Consider the following 16,708-nt stretch of genomic DNA (forward strand, 5'->3'; position numbering starts at 1 on the left):
AGGGGTGAGGGCCGGCAGCCTCACGCATGAAGCGACCCGCCGTACTTCGCCGGCCGCTGGCCCTCACGCCCACCCTTTCCCGCAAGCGGGAGAGGGAGTTCGACCGCGTCGTTCGATGCCTGGCGGCGCTGTCATGGCCGCCGCAGTGGCCATGGTGCTCGCGCTGACCGGCTGCGTCGCGCCGCCGACCGCGACGCCGCCGCTGAGCGAGCCCGCGCCCGTGAAGGCGCCTTCGACCACCGCCAACGGCGAGATCGTCGCGCGCAGCGACCGGCTGCTGATCTACGTGCCGGTGGCCGGTGAGTCGCTGCGCGGCATCGCGGGCCGGCTGCTCGGCAGCGAGGACCGCGACTGGCAGATCAGCGAGGCCAACAGCGGCGCCACGAAGGCCGAGCCGGGCCAGCCGCTGATCGTGCCGCTCAAGCCGATGAGCCCGCTGGGCGTGCGCTCGGGCCAGCTGCAGACCGTGCCCATCCTCTGCTATCACCGTCTCGGCACGGTAGGCGGCAAGATGGCCGTGTCCCAGGCCAACTTCGCGGCGCAGATGGAGTGGCTCGCGAAGAACGACTACCGCGTCGTCAAGCTGTCGCAACTCGCGGGTTACCTCGACGGCAAGGAGCCGCTGCCGCCCAAGGCCGTGGTGATCACTTTCGACGACGGCTACGAGTCGGTCTACAAGCTGGCCTATCCGGTGCTGCGCAAGCTCGGCATGCCGGCGACGATGTTCGTCTACACCGACTTCGTCGGCGCGGGCGGCGACGCAGTGAGTTGGCCGCAGCTGGCGGAGATGCAGGGCTCGGGGCTGATGGACATCCAGTCGCACTCGAAGTCGCATCGCAACCTGATCGAACGCACCACCGGCGAGAACGAGGAGCGCTACAAGCGCAACCTCGACAGCGAGACCGCCGGCCCGCGCGACCTGATCGAGCAGAAGCTCGGCACGGCCGGTCAGGTGCGCCATTACGCCTATCCCTACGGCGACGCCAACGAGCTGGTGCTGGACGCGTTGACGCGCCAGAAGTACACGCTGGCAGTGACCGTCAACCCGGGCGGCAACGCCTTCTACGCGCAGCCGCTGATGCTGCGCCGCACGATGATCTTTGGCGACCACGACCTCGAGGCCTTCAAGGCCCGGCTGCAGACCAGCCGACGCATCGGACCGACCCCATGAGAGCCGCCGTTGCACTGGCCCTGGTGATGGCCGTCGCGCTGTCGGCCTGTACCGGCGGCCCCGGCGCGTTGCGCAACCCGGAAGGGACGGCGGGCGCGCCGCCGTCGGCGTTCGAGCAGGCGCAGGTCCAGCGTGCGCAGGAGCAGGTGAAGGATGGCCAGCTGGCCGACGCCGCCTGGACCTGGGAGGCGCTGACGGTGCTGCGTCCGGACAATGCCGGTTATCGCGACAGCCTGGCCGCGACGCGGCAGCAGATCGACAGCGGCGTGAGCGAGCGCCTGGACAAGGCCCGGGCCGCGCAGAAGCGCGGCGACCTCGACGGTGCGACGACGCAGTACCTCGCGGCGCTGTCGCTGCAGCCGGACAACGAGGCGGCCGCCGATGCGCTGCGCGCGCTCGAGAAGGAACGCAACCAGAAGAGCTACCTCGGCAAGCCGGCGCGCGTGACGCTGCGCAAGGCCGCGCCGCCGCCGGTCGCGGCGAAGCCGGCCTCGCCCGCGAAGGCGCAGGCGTCGAGCTCGGGCACCCCGGCGAAGGAGTCGGCCCAGGCCGCGGCGGCCGCCGCCGGTCCGGACCGCAACGAGCTGGAGCACATCGCGATGCTGGCCGCGCAGGGCGAGGTCGACGAGCCCATCCGCCTGCTGGAGAAACGTGCGCCGCAGGATCGCAACGATCCGTCGGCGAAGCGGCTGCTGGCCGACCTCTACGTGCGCAAGGCCGAGAAGCTGGCGACGATCGACAAGTCCGGGGCGATCATGGTGCTGCAGAAGTGCCTGCGCGTGGACCCCAAGAATGCGCGCGCGACGGCCATGATGCGGCAGCTGATCGACGAATCGGCCGCGAAGTCCTCTGCGCCCGCACCTGCCGCGGCGGCGACGGCGAAGAACAAGGTCGACAAGAAGTGAAGCGCCGCCGGGGCGGGCCTCGCCTCAGGCCGGGGCCGGGGGCTCGTGCCCCGTGGCTCCAGGACGTTCGCGGGCGGGGACTTCCGTCAGGAAGGTCATGAACCGACGCCTGAATTGCAGGCGACTCTCCGGACGCGACTCGGCGTGGCGCTTGAGGTCGTCGACGAGCCACTGGTAGTGGCTCTGCGTCATTCTTTGCACATACGCCGCATCGTCTTCCTCTCCGTGGTCTCCGTGGTCTCCGTGGTCTCCGTGGCCTCCGGGGAAGCCGGGGTTGAGCTCGCTGTGCCGCTGGGGCGCGCGGGCTTGCAGTTCGACGGCGAGCGCAGACAGGTCGATGCCATGGAGACGCGCCACGTCCTCGACGGACGCCCCGTTCCTGACCGCGTCGCCGGGCTTTGCCGCCATCGCCTGGAGCAGCAGGTGGTAGCGGTTCAGCGGGTCCAGGATGCCGTGGCGGTCCGCCGTGGCATCCACCAGGTGGCCATGCCTGACCGCATCGCAAGCCGCCCCGCAGCAGGCCGTGCGCTCCAGGGCCCAGCGTCCGTTGACGCTTCGGATGCCATGCCTCGCCGCCACCTGATCGACGGGCTCGCCCAAGGCCACCGCTTCTCCCGCGGCGCCTTCGGCCGCGAACAACTCCAGGTCCTCGATGTCGCGCTGCCGGGTGAGCCGAAGACGCAGTGCCACTGCCTCCACGCTTTCTCCCCCACGGGCCGCTCGTCGAGCGACAGGCAGGGCACCGGGCGGCACGGCAGGGAGCACATCGCCTCTCCGGTCGATCCGCCTTTTCAACGCCCACGCGAAGTTGCTGTCAATGCCGAGGCGCTGGGCAACCTCGTCCGGATCTTCACCCGCCTTGATGGCTTCCTCGGCGGGACCCAGGTGGATCGCCGTGCTCTCGAGCCTGAGAAGAAGATCGTTCCGCGCCCGTCCTTCGCAGGACGGATAGAAGTGGCGAACGATCGTTTCGACGCTCACGCCGCCAGCGATGGCGAGCGTGGGCGAACCGTGTTCGGCCAGGATCTTCAAGGGCTCGTGCAGTGACTCCGGCAGCAGCGGATGCAAAGTCAGCAAGTTCGCCGCGGCCTGTCGGCATTCCGCTTCCGGCATCAGATCGAGGCATGCACTCAGGGCCTGCAGCGCTTGCCGGGGCTGATCGCTCTTGCGGAGCCCTTGGATGGCAGTCAGCAGTCGCTGAAAGGTCTCGAGTCGTTCGCCCCAGGGAGGCTGCGCCTTTCCGGAGATCCGGGCGATCTGGTGGGAGATCATCGCCCGCTTCAACTGGTAGTCGACGGCCCGTGCGCTTTCCCTGCTCGTGAGCGCCAGCGCCCTCAGATCCTTCGCCGGAAGGTGATCGGCGACCTGCTCGAGCATCTCCTGCGGCAGGTACATCAGGCCCGCGCGCTGCGGATTCGGCATTCCGCCAGACGGAGGCAGTGTTCGGGGTGCCGTGTCGATTGCGGTGTCAATTGCGGTGTCGATTGCCGTTTCGGTCACCGCCTCGGTCGCCGCTTCGGTGGGGGACGAGGGGATCGTGCTTCCCCATTGGGGCGATGTTCTGACCATGACAATGGTTCTCCGGTTGCTCATGTCTCCGTGTCTGCCTCGATGGCGGACAACCTGGACAAGGGGGATGAGCTATGTGACCGGGAAACGGCGACGGTTCGCCTCTGGAATCCGCGGGATGGGCACGTCGGCGAAGGCACGTGCCCACCGGTCGCCGCGCCTGCCGCCGCTCCGACGGCGAAGAACAAGGTCGACGGGAAGTGAACGCGTGAGCGTTCCCGGGGATGGCTCACACCCTTGGTACGGAGGACGCTCTGCCTGACTTGGCCTCGTGCTCGAGAAACTCGGCTGCGCCTGGCACGCGGTACCACAAGTCACTCATTGCTCTGAGGAAGCTATGTGGAAGCAGGCCGGTCCGTTGGGGCGATGTCCTTCCTTCCTCCATGGCATTCGCGATCTGTGAGAGATCGAGGCCATGTTCGCGGGTCACCTGTTCCACGGTCTTCTCGCCCGTCCTGACCTCGTCGCCTGGTACGCCCCTCATCGCCACGCCCATCAGCGCCAACAGGTAGGGCTCGGATCGAATGCCATGTTGTCGCGCCACCGCAGCCACGTTCTCTCCTGCCAGGGCCTTTTCTCCGGCAGCTCCGTTGCAGGCGCGGCGTTCCAGTTCTATCCGTCCGGCCTCGGTGTCAATGTCATGCTTCTGCGCGATGGCATCGAGGTGATCCCCCCGGGCGGCGGCTTCCCCGGCGACACCGTCGACCGCGCACAGCACCAGGCGGCGTCGATCGGTGGGGCGGAAGTCGACCCCTTCGAAGCATCGATTCACAGCCGCGTCCACAGGTTCGCCCTGACGGACAGCGCGACGGGTTTGCTGCAGACGGGCCATGTAGAGCGAAGGATCCTGCACCCCTTGAAAAGACTTGGACAGGTGCGGCGACGAGGACTCCAACGGTAGCAGGTGGCGAGGAACTTGATAACGCTTCAGGACTTCCGAACTGTCTTCGCCTGCATCGATGGCTGCCTGGATGGGACCGTGGCTGAGGGCCAGCCGGTCCAAGTCATCGGTGTTGCGAATTCCAAAGCAGTTCGCGATGTCAAGGACAGGCTCACCAGCAATGACGGCGCTGGCGGCCGAACCGTGGTTCGCGAGGACTCTCAACTGACTGACCAAGCGTTCGGACAACCCGGACAGGTCCCTCAGAACTGCAGCCGCAGCCGGCTTGCGTTGAGCCTCGGGCAATCGATCAAGACGCGCATACAACGCCTGGAGCGGCGCGATCTGATCCTCGCGCGGAAGACGTCGGACGAGAAACAGCAGAGACCGGAAGTCGTCCAGCCCGGACGTCCATGAGAATCGCTCGATGTCTTGTTGGAGCGTCCTCTGCTTCAATTCGTACTGCCAGTCGACGATGCTTCCCATGCGCTGGTTCACACACGCCAGAGCCTGCAACGATCGCATCGGCAGGTGCCCGGCAATCTGGTCCAGCATTTCCTCCGGCAGCTCGTTCAATCCGCGATCTTGGCGGGCCTCCGCCTCGCCGGAAGGCGGCGGTTCGTCGTCGATGGGCTGTGAGGCTTCGAACTCAAATCGTTTGAAATCCGGGGAGGGCAGCATGGTGGCGTTCGTTGAAGGCATGCGCTTTTGCGACAGTCGAACGACAGCCATCCCGGCGCAGGGGTCTGCTTGGTGCTCCGGGACGACGAGAGGTTCGCGCCTTCAGAAGGTCACCTTGACCGACGCCGCGCTCCGCTTCGCCTCGCCGTGGAAGACCGCCTCGATGTTGTTGCCGTCCGGGTCGAGCACGAACGCCGCGTAGTAGCCCGGGTGGTAGGGCCGCTCGCCCGGGGCGCCGTTGTCGGTGCCGCCGTTGGCCAGCGCGGTCTTGTGGAAGGCATCCACCGCCGCGCGGTCCTTGGCCTGGAAGGCCAGGTGGTGGCGGCCGGTGAGGTGCCCTTGCGCGGCCTGGCTGTCGGCGGTCGACACGAACAGCTCGTCAGCCCAGAAGTAGTCGTCGCCCGAGCCGCCGATCGGCACGCCCAGCGGGGGCAGGATCGCCTCGTAGAACTTCCGGCTGGCGGGCAGATCCCGCACGACGAGCTGGAGGTGGTCGATGAGGCGTCCGCGATGCAGTTCCTGCGTTTCCATGGGGATCTCCTTGAAATCTTGGCGGTGAAAACGTCCAGTGAAACGTCCAGTGAAATGGACGGGCAATCGGCGTTCTTATCCTGACGCGACGTCCGTGCCGTTCGTTCCTGCTGCGTCGCCGTTCGGCGCCCCCGGAGTGCGGGACAGCGCGAGCGCTCGATGGGCCCCGCGCTTGCTCGCGGAAGCCTTCTCGTGCCTCGCACGTCTCCGAAAGCAGCCCTCTCATGAAACCGTTTCTCCTTGCCGCACTCTTCTGGGCGGTCGCGCCCCAGGCGCAGGCGCAATTCAATCCGCCCGCCGGACCCGAGCAGACCATCGAGGTCCGCGCCGGATCCGCGACCGACAGTCGATCGAACCATGGCACGCCCGGATCGTTGAACGCGTCCGCGAGCGAGAGCGGCACGGACGCGTCGGGCACGCCCTTCAGCGCCACCGCGTCGGCGTCGACCCGGCTGGGTCCGGGCTACCTGTCGGGCAGCCTTGCCACGAGCGTCACGGGCAGCGGCACCTCGTCGACCTCGCTGACGGCGTACCAGACCGATGCGCTGACCTTCACGCGCAACGACGGCAGCTTCGATCCGGAGCTGATCGTCCACTACAACATCGTGATCGCGGGCGGCACCTCGGCGTCGATGACCGGCGGCGCCGGCGACACCGCGCCGGCGGGGTCGCTGGACTGGACCCTGGTCCATCAGCTCGACGGCTTCTACACGACCGCCTGGCAGAGCACCACCACGCTCGCCCACGACGGCAGCGTCGTCACCGACAACCAGTGGAACAGCAGCCCGATCGGCGACGTGTACGCGGTCTACAGCTTCTCCGCGGCGATCTTCGCGGGGCACGCGACGAACATGGACTTCTACCTGGAGATGACCAGCCACCTGAATGCGGCGGGGCCGTCGGCGACGGCCTCGATGGCCGCCAACGCGCCGACGATCTACTGGGGCGGGATCTCGCAGGTCACCGACTGGAACGGCAATGTCATCGACTATTCGCTGTCGTCGGCATCGGGCTTCAACTACGCGCTGTCCGCGGTGCCGTCGCCCGCGCCGGAACCGTCGACCTGGGCGCTGCTGATCGCCGGCGTCGCCGCGTTGGCGCTGCGCGGGCGCTCGATCTCGCGGATGCGGCGCGGCGAGGTCGGTCCCGCGTCCAGCATCGCCTGAACACGGCCCCCGGCCTGCGCGACGAGCGGTTCGATCAGTGCCGCTTCCGGCAGGTTCGCCCAGTAGCGGCGCGGCATCTCGCGTTCCATCATCGCGACCTTCAACCGCGCGGGATTGAAGATGCTGCGGTAGTAGGTCAACCACAGCACCGCGCCCGCGTCCGGCGGCGGCGCGTCCTCGCGCCGGCCGCCGGGGCCGATCTGCAGCGCCTCGCCGTCCCACGACACCGAGCAACGCGGCGACAGGATCGCCCAGCGCAGGTTGGCGAAGCGCCGGGCGAAGAAGGGCGCGGCGGCCTCGATCGTGTGGTGCGTCGGTTCGAACCATGCGACCAGGCGCTCGCCATCGGCGTCTTCGACGGGCACGAAGCGGACGAAGGCATGCGTCTTGTGGATCTCGTGGCGGACCTCGCGTTCCAGCCGCTCCGCCCGGCGGCGGTCCGCGTCGAGCGTGTCGCGCCAGTAGCCGGGCTCGGTCTTCAGGCGGAACAGCATCCGGTACAGCAGCGTGAACCGCTGAGGCTCGGCGTGGAGCAGGGCGGTGCGGCACAGCGACAGGAAGGCCGCGGGCACGGTGAGCGTCGCCGCCGTTGCTGCCGCCATGGAGGCCGCAGTCGCCGCATCCAGCCCGGGCGGCAGCCCTTGGGGAAGTCCGAGCGGAAGTCCGTTCCCTTGATCGTCGTCGCCCCACAGGCCGTCACCTGCATCGCCCGTGGTCCAGACGACGTCGTCGGGCGGGATGCCGAGCGCCATCAGCCGCTTCGCTGCCTGACGGAAGCCGTCGAGATCGATGGGGCCGTCGAGCCGGACATGGACCATCAGAACAGGCCCATCTGCGTCGGCACCGGCATGGCCGGCGCCATCATCGAATCGGCCCGCGCTGTCGGACCCGGGGAGCCCGTGGCCACGGACGTCGCGGCCATCGCCGTCGCCGCGGGTCTGTGGCCGTCGACGACCACGAAGGGCAGCACCTTGCGCGCGGGCAGCTTCATCTGCCGCAGGTCCTCGGCGCGCAGGCGGCGCACACGGCGTGCGGCGAGCAGCTTGTCGACCGACCCCACGCCGAGGCCCGGCACGCGCAGCAGCATTTCGCGCGGCGCCAGGTTGAGGTCGACCGGGAAGCGCTCCGGATGCGCGAGCGCCCACGCGTGCTTGGGATCGACATCGAGCCGCAGCAGACCGGTGCCGTCGTCGACGATCTCCTCGTGATCGAAGCCGTAGAAGCGCATCAGCCAGTCGGCCTGGTAGAGCCGGTGCTCGCGCACCAGCGGCGGCGCCATCAGCGGCAGCGCCCGTGCGGCATCGGGGATGGGACTGAAGGCCGAGTAATAGACGCGCCGCATCCGGAAGCGCCCGTAGAGCGCGGCGCTGCTGCGCAGGATGCTGCGGTCGTCGCTGGCATCGGCACCGACGATCATCTGCGTGCTCTGGCCGGCCGGCGCGAAGCGGGGAGGTCGGGCGGCACGCGCGGCGGCGCCCGGCATCACGCGGATCGGCGCCTTGGCGGCGGCCTGGTGCGCGTCCTTCGCATCGTCGATGTGCAGCCGCAGGCGGCCCATCGAACGATGGATGGCGGCGGTGTCCTTGTCGGGCGCCAACGCCTTCAAGCCGACATCGGTCGGCAACTCGACATTGATGCTGAGCCGGTCGGCATACCGGCCGGCGCGCCGCAGCAGTTCCTCGCTGGCATCGGGGATCGTCTTCAGGTGGATGTAGCCGCGGAAGTCATGCTCCTCGCGCAGGACCTGCGCGACGCGCACGACCTGCTCCATCGTGAAGTCCGGGCTCTTGATGATGCCGCTGCTGAGGAAGAGGCCCTCGATCGTGTTGCGCCGGTAGAAGTCCAGCGTCAGCGCGACGACCTCCTCGACGCTGAACTTCGCCCGCGGCACGTTGCTCGACGACCGGTTCACGCAGTAGAGGCAGTCGTACTGGCAATGGTTGGTCAGCAGGATCTTCAGCAGCGAGATGCAGCGGCCGTCGGGCGCGTAGCTGTGGCAGATCCCCATGCCTTCGGTCGAGCCGATGCCGGTCCCGCCGCGGGAATCGCGCGCGTCCGTGCCGCTGGAGGCGCAGGAGGCGTCGTACTTGGCGGCGTCCGCCAGGATGGCGAGCTTGCGGGGGAGGTCCATGGCACTGCCGGAAGAATGACTACTGTATGAATATACAGCTTCCCGGCAGGTTCGCCTCAGTTGCCGGGTGCGATGTCCTTGGCGCCTGCACGGGCGTGCCGCGTCGCCCGCGTCGATCCCGTGACGAGTTCGGCCAGACGCACCATGAGACGCTCCAGCGCGATCGCGAGGCCGATGCACGCGGCGACCGCCGGCACATACACGACGAAGGTCCACGCCTGCGAAGTCCCCAGCAATGAGCGATAGAGCGCCACGGTGCCGAGCACGACGACCATGTGGCTCAGGTAGAGCTCATAGCTGAGCCGGCCCATGCGCGCGAGCCAGTTCAGGCCGGCGCGCGGGGCCGGCGCGTGCGCCCGGAACGCGATCAGCATCGCGCAGGTGCCGACGCACAGGCCGTACATGCCGCTCTTGAACAGATGGCGGTGGACGAGGTCGCCCCACCCGATCACCAGCAGCACGCAGAAGCCGCCGAAGATCGCCAGGGCGCGCGCGTCGCGCGGGCCCGGCCGCCAACGCTGGACGGCGAGGGCGGCCAGCACGCCCCAGGCGATGGCGGACATGCCGGGCAGGTAGGCCTTCTCCCACCAGACCTCGTTGCTGACGGGCACCAGCGAGCGCAAGGGCAGCAGGCTCAGCGCCAGCACGGTGAGCGCGACGACCAGCAGTGGGCGCGGCAGCATCAGGCACAGCAGCGGGAAGCCGACGTAGAACACCTCCTCGATCGACAGCGACCACAGCACGTCCCACGCGGCCGGTGCCCAGCCGGTCCGGCCTTCATACCAGTTGAAGGTGAAGGTGAGCGCCGAACCCAGCAGGCCGCCGAGCGACTGCTTCGACGAGGGCGCGAAGTCGGGCACGCCGAGCGCGGCCAGCAGCGTCAGCACGGCCAGGACGACCAGCAGCAGCGGCAGGATGCGGCGCGCGCGGGCGAGGTAGAAGGCGCCCAGATCGACACGGTGGAGATCGCCGTGGCGCTCGAGAAGGCGCGTCGTGATCAGGAAGCCGGAGATCACGAAGAACATGAACACCGCCTCGTAACCGTTGAAGCTGACGGCGTCGATCAGGCGCTTGGGCACCCACGGGCCGAGCAGGCTCGGCGCCAGCGGCAGCCGGAACGGCAGTGCCAGGTGGTGCACGACCACCAACAGGATGGCCACGCCGCGCAGGCAGTCGATGGCGAAGTTGCGCGGGGTGCGGGAGTCCATGGGGATGGGCTTCAAAAGCGAAGAGGCGCCCGGGGCGCCTCTTTCGCATGCGGTCAGCGATGACCGGTCACTTCAGTTGGTCCGCCTTCGCCTTCAGCGTGGCGGCCTTCTGGCGTTCGAGCTTGGCGAGCTCGTTGTCCGGATCGAGCTGCAGGACGTTGTCCCAGCCCTTGATCGCGCCGGCCAGGTCCTGCTTGGCGAAGGCGGTGCGGGCGGCCAGCGTGGCCCTGGCGATCTGCTTCTTGCGCACCGCCTCGATCTTGGCGCCGGCGCCCGGCTGATCGGCGGCCTCGGCGCGGCGGTACTCTTCCAGCGCCTTGTCGAAGCGGCCCGCGCGCTCATGCGCATCGCCGGCGCGCATCGCCTTCTCGCCGGGCGAGAGTTCCGGCGGCGGCGGCGGCGCTGCCGGCGTCGGGGCGGCGGCCACCGTCGTCGTCGCGGGCGGCGGGGGGGGCTGCGTGGCTGCCGCGGCGGCCGCGGCCGCGGCGGTCGCCTTCGGGTCCGGCCTGGCCGACGGACGCGGATACAGCGGACCCGCCGGCGGCTTGCCGGGGATGCGCAGCACCTGGCCGCCCGACACCTGGCGCGGCACGCGGATGTCGTTGTAGCGGGCCAGGATGTAGAACGAATAGATGTCGCCCATGAAGCGGCCCGCGATCCGCGACAGCGTGTCGCTGGACTGCACCGTGTAGGCGAAGGATTCGCGCCCCAGTTGCGCCACCGGATCGGCGGTGATCTGGCGCATCAGGTTGTTGGCCAGCTTGTTGCCCGGATCCAGCTGCAGCGCGCGCTGCAGCTCGTTGCGGGCCTGGTCTTCCTGGCCGGCCTCCAGCAGTTCGATCGCCTGCATGGCGGTCTTCTGCGCCAGCGCCTGCTCGGCCGCGGTCGGCGGCACGGGCTCGGGCGGAGGAGGGGGCGGCGGCGGCGCCGTCACCACCGGATCGGGCGGCGGCGGCGGCGGCGGGGCCGGCGTGACGCAGGCCGCGAGCGCCAGGCTCAGCAGCAGGGCCGTACCGGCAGCAAGGGGGGAATGGCCGCGGCCCCGCGCCGCTTGCGCGGTCGGGGTCAGGGAAATCGGAGCGTCGGAACGGAAGGTGGTCGACATCGGCATCACGTCGGGATTCGAGCGGGGTGGAGTATGAAACAGCGACAAGCCCCTCTCAGGTGACTTTCGTTCATTGAAGCGCGGCCATTGTCACGCAAACATCCCATGCCAGTCTCCCGAGGTCCCAAAGGCAGCCACATGACCCTCACCCTGCGCGCGGTGTCGCTCAACGACCTGCCCCTGACGCAGCCCATCACCGCGCGCTTCGACGCCACCGGGGGGACCATCGGTCGCGCCGACAACAACACCATGGCGTTGCCGGACCCGGAGCGCCACATCTCCCGCCAGCAGGCCGAGATCAGCGCCGAGGCCGGCGGTTTCGTCATCCGCAACGTCGGCAGCGCCAACCCGATCACCGTCGCCGGCCAGCCCGTGGGGCAGGGTCAGGCCGTGCCGCTGCGCCATCTGGACCAGGTCCGCATCGGCGGCTACCTGCTGGAAGTGCAGAGCGAAGCCAGCGCCGACAGCGGCGCGACGGTCATCCGCCGCGCGCCGGACCTCGCCCGTCCGGCGACGCTCGGACCGTCGCCGGCCCCGGCGCCGGCCGCCTTGTCCAGTTCCAATCCGTTCGCCGACCTGTTCGGCGGCACGCCGCCGCCGCCCGACGTCTTCAGCACCTCGCCGGCGCCCGCGCCGCACGTCTCGGCCTTCGCGGCGACGCCGGTCCTGGCGCCGCCGCCCGCGCCGGCCGGTCCGATGATGCTGCCGGACGACTTCGATCCGTTCGCGCCGCCGCCGTCCCGCGCCGCACCGGTGGCGTCGCCATCGCCGTCGCCGGTCTCCGGGGGAGTCCCGTCCTTCGATCCGTTCGGCGGGCTGGATCTGGCGCCGCCGCCCGCGCCGGCCCTGCCGCCGGCGCGCAACGACGAGCTCGGCTTCGGCGGTGCCTTCGCCGACCTGGTGCCGGGCGACAACAACCGCTCGCTGGACGACCTCTTCGGCCTGCAGCCCGGCGGCAGCGATCCGCTGGCCGGTTTCATGGCCGGCGCGTCCAAGCCCGGCGACGCGCTGCGTGACACGGTGGCGTCGGACCCGCTGGCGCTGTTCGGCGCCGCGGCGCCGGCGACCAACACCGAGCCGCAGACCCCCGCGCTGCCGGACCACACGCCGGCGCTGCATTCGGCCTTCCGGCCGCCGGAAGTCCGGACGCCGCTTCCGCCGCCGTTGCCGCCGGCTCAACCGCCCGTGGCACCCCCTGTGGCCGCCGTCCCGCCGGTGATGGCCCCGGCTGTGGCGCCCGTCGTGGTCGCGCCCGTCCTGCCGCCCATCCTTCCGCCCGTCAGCGCTCCGATCGCGGCGCCTGCGGTTCAGGCGGTGGCGCCTCCGCCGCTGGCGATGGTTCCGCCGCCGCATGTGCCGCCGCCGCATGTGCCGCCGCCCATGCCCGCTTACGTGCCGCCGCCCGCGCCGGCCGTGGCCGCCACGCCGGTTGCCCCGGGCCAGGCCGCCGATACCGCGGCGCTGTGGCAGGCCTTCTGCGAGGGCGCCGGCATCCGCATGGCCGCGCCGCCGCAGGGCTTGAACCCGGACCTGATGCGTGTCATCGGGTCCTTGCTGAACGCCTCGGTCGACGGCGCGTTGCGCATGATGGCCGTGCGCGCCGCGACGAAACATGAACTGCGCGCGCAGGTGACCGTCATCCGCTCGCGCGAGAACAACCCGCTGAAGTTCTCGCCCGACGCGCAATCGGCGCTGGAGCAACTGCTGCAGCCGCCGGTGCGCGGTTTCCTGCCCGGTCCCGCGGCGATGCAGGACGCGATGCGCGACCTGGTCGGCCACACGATCGGCACGATGGCCGGCACGCGCGCCGCGCTGGAGGGCGTGCTGACGCGCTTCCAGCCCAAGGCGCTGGAAGCCAAGCTCTCCAGCCGGTCGGTGCTGGACAGCGTGCTGGCGATGAACCGCAAGGCCAAGCTCTGGGAGCTCTACCTGCAGCATTTCGAGTCCATCCGGGACGAGGCGCAGGAGGACTTCCACTCACTGTTCGGCAAGGCCTTCCTGGAGGCCTATGAAGATCAACTCGAGCGCCTGAGCCAGCATGGGCAGGGCGCCTCCGCGGCTTCGCAGCCGTCACAACAACAAGCACAGCAGAGCGGGGCCTGAGTCCCGCCACTTGTCCTACACGTCGTTCACACCATGCTCAAGATCAGGGTCGCCGCCTGCAGCGAACAAGGCGCGCGCAACAACAACGAGGACGCCATCGTGGCGCACGAGAACGGCCCCGGCTGGTATGCCGTGCTGGCCGACGGCGCCGGTGGCCACCGCAACGGGGCCGAGGCCGCGCGCCGCGCCGTGCACCGCATGCAGACCAGCCTGGGCGACGCGACCCTGCCGTGGCGCCCCGAGCTGCTGACCGGCGCGGTGCTGGCCGCGCACGACGACGTGCGGCGCGGCGTCGAGGGCACGGGCCGCGACCGCATGCACACCACGCTGGTCGCGCTGTGCGTCGATGCGCAGCGCAACTTCGCGCTGTGGACGCACGTGGGCGACTCGCGCCTGTACCGCATCCGCGGCGGCGACATCGACACGATCACGCAGGACGACAGCGTCGTGCAGATGCTGATCGAGGCCGGCCTGCTGACGCCCGAGCAGGCGGAGGATCATCCGCACAAGAACCACCTCGTGGCCGCCCTCGGCATCGAGGACGACCTGAACCCGCACACCACCGCGCCGCAGCCCTTGCAGGACGGGGACGTCTTCCTGCTGTGCAGCGACGGCTGGTGGGGCAGCGCGGGCGACACGCTGATCCACGACACGCTGCGCAACGCGGGGTCGCCGGACGACTGGCTGGCGGCGATGCGCGCGGTGATCGAGGAGCGCCGGCTGCCCGATCAGGACAACTTCAGCGCGATCGCGCTGTGGGTGGGCGAGCCGGTGCTGGCGGCCGTGGCCCAGACGCCCACGGATGAAGCCGGCACGGCGGTGCAGGAGTCGACCATCGATTCCGGCCCGATCCCGCTGGAAGAGGAAGAAGAGGACGAGTCGACGCGGCGCATGCCGCTCTGAGCGCCGGGCCCTCGGTCGCCGGCCGCTCGCGCTTCAGCTGCCCCGCGCGCCTCGCGGCGCGGGGCGCGATGCGCCGACGGGGCCAGGTCTTGCGGCCTCCCATCGCGTCGGCGACGCCACGAACGCGCTCAAGCGCTGCGCGGTGGTCGACAGCGCCGCGGCCGTCTCCAGGTTGCGTTGCGCGACCTGTTCCGCGTCGGCCGTCGCGCGGCCGACATCGGTCAACGCGACCTCCAGCTGGCGCCCGGCGCTGGACTGCTGGTGCGTGGCCATCTTGATCTCCTTGCTCGCGAGGTCGGACGCGGCCACGCGTTCGGAGATCAGCGTGAACATCGCCTCCGCCTCCGAGAACAGCGACGAGTTCGCCGCCACCGCCTTGACCCCGGCCTCGGTCGACATGATGGTGGCGTTGGAGACGTTGCGGATCGAGTCGAGCTGGCGCCGGATGTCCACCGCGTCGGCGCGCACCTTCTCGGCCAGGCGGCGGATCTCGTCGGCCACCACGCGGAAGCGCTCGCCGGCCTCGCCGGCGCCGTAGGCCTCGATCGTGGCGTTGATCGCGAGGATGTTGGTGCGCTCCGCCAGTTCCTCGATGGCGCCGAGCACGGTGGACGCGCCCTGGACCTCCTTGCCCAGCGTCGTCATCTGCGTGACGACCATGTCGATCTGCTGGCTCAGCGCGACGGTGGCCTCGCGCGCGCGGGCCATCGCCTGGCCGCCGGCCGTGGCGGCGCGCGTGCTGGCCGAGGCCATCTCCTCGACCTCGGTCGAGCGCTGCGCGATCTGGTTGGCGGCCGCCTGCACCTCGTGCATCGTGGCGGTGAGTTCGATGGCCGCGGAGGAGGTCTGCTTCGTCGCCCCGGCCTGCCGTAGGGATGAGGCTTCCAGTTCGCGCGCGCGCTCGGCCACGTCCACGGCGGACGCGCCCACCATCTGCATCAGCAGCCGCTGCAGGACCAGGCCGGTGACGACGACGATCAGCAGACCGAGCACCGTGCCCCCGAGCCCCACGCCCTTGACCAGCCGCGTGGTCTGGCCCATCTCGGCCGAGCGCATCTCCAGTTGCGCGACCTCGTCGCGCTCCAACGCGGCGAACCGCTCGCGCAGCCGCTCCATGCCCTGGCGGACCAGACTGACCTTGGGCGATCGCGTGGTTTCTTCCAGGCTCATCGTCTGGCGGTCGGCGATGCGCTCACGGAACAGCGCGAAGAGCGCGGAGATGTCCTGTTCGGTATTGGTGAGCTCCGCGCTCCGGGATCGCCACGCGGGCGTCGCGCGCATCTCGGCAAGTCTGGCAGTGACCACGCCCGTCGACTTGTCGAGGGCCGCCAGGTAGGCCGTGTCTTTGGTGAGCATGAAGCCGCGCTGCGCGGCCTCGGCTTCGGCCACGTCGTTGAGCAGCTCGACCAGGAGGCGCAAGTTCTGATGGCTCTGCGTCACGCCGTCGGCCGCGGACGCCATCAGATAGGCGCTTCTCATGGCGACGACGCCGACGCCGCACAGCACCGCCGCGGCCAGCAGGAATCCCAGCGCGAGGCTGCGTCCGAATGTCTTCATGCGGTTCTCCCTGGGGCGCAATGTCGCACAGGTGAGGCTGAAGGTCTCGCGCCTGCCGTCACCGCGAGCCAGCGAGATCAGCCGGTCTTGCGCGTCAGCATCGCCGCGAACGCCTCCACGTACGGGAGCCCCGGCCCCCAGCGCATGTGGACCTGCTCCCCGGGCTCGGGGTTGGGCGACCACACCGTGCAGCCGGCCAGGCGTTCCAGCAGTTCGCCCGCCGCCAGCATCGGCACCGCCGCCGTGAGCAGGCTCGCCGGCGCGGTGTAGGCGACCCACTGCACCGCGTTCTCCGGCGCGGGCAAGGTCGCCGCGTGGCTCGGCGGCCAGGGCGGGGCCGCGGCCAACGCCGCCTCCAGCGCGTTCACCGTCGCCGTGTCGTCCAGCGTGCGCATCGCCGCGTTGGCCAGCACCGTGTACCAACGGTCGAGGTGATCCAGCCCGGCGCGGTCCACCGGCGGCTGCGCGCGTGGCTGCGCGATGACCAGCGGGAAGTAGCGCCCGACGTTGTCGCAGCTGGCCATCAGCACGCCGAACCACCACTTCATGTCGACGACACCCGGTGCCCACGCGAAGCGCAGCACCGGCGCGGTCAGGTAGGTGTCGAGCCAGCGCGGGCCAAGCACCTTCGGGAGGTCCTGCATCATCCCGGACAGCCAGGCGTCGCAATGCTGCACGCAGTGCTGCGGCAGCCGCCGCTGGGCGAAGTCGCCCAGCGCGGTGACTTTGCCGTACCAGCCGGGCACGGCATCGCCGGCGGCGTTCAGGGCTTCGGGCAGCGCGCTCATGGTGGGGCTC

13 protein-coding genes and 1 pseudogene are annotated in these 16,708 nt (G+C 70.0%); 5 read left to right on the forward strand and 9 right to left on the reverse strand.

The genetic code is table 11. The features are described from left to right. Nucleotides 1-133: 133 nt before the first annotated feature. Entirely contained in the window at nucleotides 134-1,171 is a 1,038-nt protein-coding gene (locus ACQ4L4_RS06690) for a polysaccharide deacetylase family protein (RefSeq protein WP_431103451.1), read from the forward strand. Further along, the gene (locus ACQ4L4_RS06695; RefSeq protein WP_431103452.1) at nucleotides 1,168-2,076 is read left to right on the forward strand and encodes a hypothetical protein; all 909 of its coding nucleotides are present in this window, start codon (nucleotides 1,168-1,170) and stop codon (nucleotides 2,074-2,076) included. Before ACQ4L4_RS06690 ends, ACQ4L4_RS06695 begins: the two co-directional genes overlap by 4 nt. 24 nt (nucleotides 2,077-2,100) lie before the next feature. On the opposite strand, the gene ACQ4L4_RS06700 is transcribed toward ACQ4L4_RS06695, so the two are convergent. From ACQ4L4_RS06700 to ACQ4L4_RS06710, 3 genes are all read right to left on the reverse strand, one after another. Beyond that, nucleotides 2,101-3,669 carry an F-box protein gene (locus ACQ4L4_RS06700; protein WP_431103453.1) on the reverse strand — a complete coding sequence of 523 codons (1,569 nt, stop codon included), beginning with the start codon at nucleotides 3,667-3,669 and terminating at the stop codon, nucleotides 2,101-2,103. A gap of 205 nt (nucleotides 3,670-3,874) precedes the next feature. After that, a complete protein-coding gene (locus ACQ4L4_RS06705; protein WP_431103454.1) occupies nucleotides 3,875-5,206 on the reverse strand; it encodes an F-box protein in 1,332 nt (443 codons plus the stop codon). A gap of 102 nt (nucleotides 5,207-5,308) precedes the next feature. Then, nucleotides 5,309-5,737, reverse strand: coding sequence for a VOC family protein (locus ACQ4L4_RS06710; RefSeq protein WP_377155202.1), 429 nt, complete (start codon nucleotides 5,735-5,737; stop codon nucleotides 5,309-5,311). 914 nt (nucleotides 5,738-6,651) lie between these two features. Here ACQ4L4_RS06710 and ACQ4L4_RS06715 point away from each other — a divergent pair. Further along, nucleotides 6,652-6,819 (forward strand): annotated as a pseudogene (locus ACQ4L4_RS06715) (hypothetical protein); the annotation flags it as partial. Here the strand turns inward: ACQ4L4_RS06715 and ACQ4L4_RS06720 are convergent. The 4 genes from ACQ4L4_RS06720 to ACQ4L4_RS06735 form a co-directional block, all read right to left on the reverse strand. Further along, complete coding sequence (locus ACQ4L4_RS06720; RefSeq protein ID WP_431103455.1) at nucleotides 6,756-7,721, reverse strand: TIGR03915 family putative DNA repair protein; 966 nt, start codon at nucleotides 7,719-7,721, stop codon at nucleotides 6,756-6,758. The pseudogene ACQ4L4_RS06715 and the gene ACQ4L4_RS06720 overlap by 64 nt on opposite strands. Further along, the gene (locus ACQ4L4_RS06725) at nucleotides 7,721-9,034 is read right to left on the reverse strand and encodes a putative DNA modification/repair radical SAM protein (RefSeq protein ID WP_431103456.1); all 1,314 of its coding nucleotides are present in this window, start codon (nucleotides 9,032-9,034) and stop codon (nucleotides 7,721-7,723) included. Before ACQ4L4_RS06725 ends, ACQ4L4_RS06720 begins: the two co-directional genes overlap by 1 nt. Nucleotides 9,035-9,090: 56 nt before the next feature. Next, on the reverse strand, nucleotides 9,091-10,242 hold the full coding sequence (locus ACQ4L4_RS06730) for an acyltransferase family protein (protein ID WP_431103457.1): 1,152 nt from the start codon (nucleotides 10,240-10,242) through the stop codon (nucleotides 9,091-9,093). A gap of 67 nt (nucleotides 10,243-10,309) precedes the next feature. Beyond that, nucleotides 10,310-11,347 carry a LysM peptidoglycan-binding domain-containing protein gene (locus ACQ4L4_RS06735; RefSeq protein ID WP_431103458.1) on the reverse strand — a complete coding sequence of 346 codons (1,038 nt, stop codon included), beginning with the start codon at nucleotides 11,345-11,347 and terminating at the stop codon, nucleotides 10,310-10,312. Nucleotides 11,348-11,485: 138 nt separating this feature from the next. On the opposite strand from ACQ4L4_RS06735, the gene tagH reads away from it, so the two are divergent. Beyond that, nucleotides 11,486-13,450, forward strand: a complete 1,965-nt coding sequence (tagH, locus tag ACQ4L4_RS06740; RefSeq protein ID WP_431103459.1) for a type VI secretion system-associated FHA domain protein TagH — start codon at nucleotides 11,486-11,488, stop codon at nucleotides 13,448-13,450. Nucleotides 13,451-13,483: 33 nt separating this feature from the next. Beyond that, entirely contained in the window at nucleotides 13,484-14,353 is an 870-nt protein-coding gene (locus ACQ4L4_RS06745) for a PP2C family protein-serine/threonine phosphatase (protein WP_431103461.1), read from the forward strand. A 33-nt stretch (nucleotides 14,354-14,386) separates the two neighbouring features. Here ACQ4L4_RS06745 and ACQ4L4_RS06750 read toward each other — a convergent pair whose 3' ends face one another. After that, nucleotides 14,387-15,910: a HAMP domain-containing methyl-accepting chemotaxis protein gene (locus ACQ4L4_RS06750; RefSeq protein ID WP_431103462.1), complete on the reverse strand. Its 1,524-nt coding sequence runs from the start codon at nucleotides 15,908-15,910 to the stop codon at nucleotides 14,387-14,389. Between the two features lie 77 nt (nucleotides 15,911-15,987). Further along, the gene (gene tagF / locus ACQ4L4_RS06755) at nucleotides 15,988-16,698 is read right to left on the reverse strand and encodes a type VI secretion system-associated protein TagF (RefSeq protein WP_431103463.1); all 711 of its coding nucleotides are present in this window, start codon (nucleotides 16,696-16,698) and stop codon (nucleotides 15,988-15,990) included. Nucleotides 16,699-16,708 lie beyond the last annotated feature (10 nt).

The organism is Roseateles noduli, assembly GCF_050626985.1.
In the GTDB taxonomy this organism is placed as follows: Bacteria; Pseudomonadota; Gammaproteobacteria; order Burkholderiales; family Burkholderiaceae_C; genus Roseateles; species Roseateles noduli_A.

Excerpts from the sequence above, each read along its gene's own strand:
- ACQ4L4_RS06690 (WP_431103451.1), top strand. The coding sequence starts at position 134 with ATGGCCGCCGCAGTGGCCATGGTGCTCGCGCTGACCGGCTGCGTCGCG.
- ACQ4L4_RS06695 (WP_431103452.1), top strand. The coding sequence starts at position 1,168 with ATGAGAGCCGCCGTTGCACTGGCCCTGGTGATGGCCGTCGCGCTGTCG.
- ACQ4L4_RS06700 (WP_431103453.1), bottom strand. The coding sequence starts at position 3,669 with ATGAGCAACCGGAGAACCATTGTCATGGTCAGAACATCGCCCCAATGG.
- ACQ4L4_RS06705 (WP_431103454.1), bottom strand. The coding sequence starts at position 5,206 with ATGCTGCCCTCCCCGGATTTCAAACGATTTGAGTTCGAAGCCTCACAG.
- ACQ4L4_RS06710 (WP_377155202.1), bottom strand. The coding sequence starts at position 5,737 with ATGGAAACGCAGGAACTGCATCGCGGACGCCTCATCGACCACCTCCAG.
- ACQ4L4_RS06720 (WP_431103455.1), bottom strand. The coding sequence starts at position 7,721 with ATGGTCCATGTCCGGCTCGACGGCCCCATCGATCTCGACGGCTTCCGT.
- ACQ4L4_RS06725 (WP_431103456.1), bottom strand. The coding sequence starts at position 9,034 with ATGGACCTCCCCCGCAAGCTCGCCATCCTGGCGGACGCCGCCAAGTAC.
- ACQ4L4_RS06730 (WP_431103457.1), bottom strand. The coding sequence starts at position 10,242 with ATGGACTCCCGCACCCCGCGCAACTTCGCCATCGACTGCCTGCGCGGC.
- ACQ4L4_RS06735 (WP_431103458.1), bottom strand. The coding sequence starts at position 11,347 with ATGTCGACCACCTTCCGTTCCGACGCTCCGATTTCCCTGACCCCGACC.
- tagH (WP_431103459.1), top strand. The coding sequence starts at position 11,486 with ATGACCCTCACCCTGCGCGCGGTGTCGCTCAACGACCTGCCCCTGACG.
- ACQ4L4_RS06745 (WP_431103461.1), top strand. The coding sequence starts at position 13,484 with ATGCTCAAGATCAGGGTCGCCGCCTGCAGCGAACAAGGCGCGCGCAAC.
- ACQ4L4_RS06750 (WP_431103462.1), bottom strand. The coding sequence starts at position 15,910 with ATGAAGACATTCGGACGCAGCCTCGCGCTGGGATTCCTGCTGGCCGCG.
- tagF (WP_431103463.1), bottom strand. The coding sequence starts at position 16,698 with ATGAGCGCGCTGCCCGAAGCCCTGAACGCCGCCGGCGATGCCGTGCCC.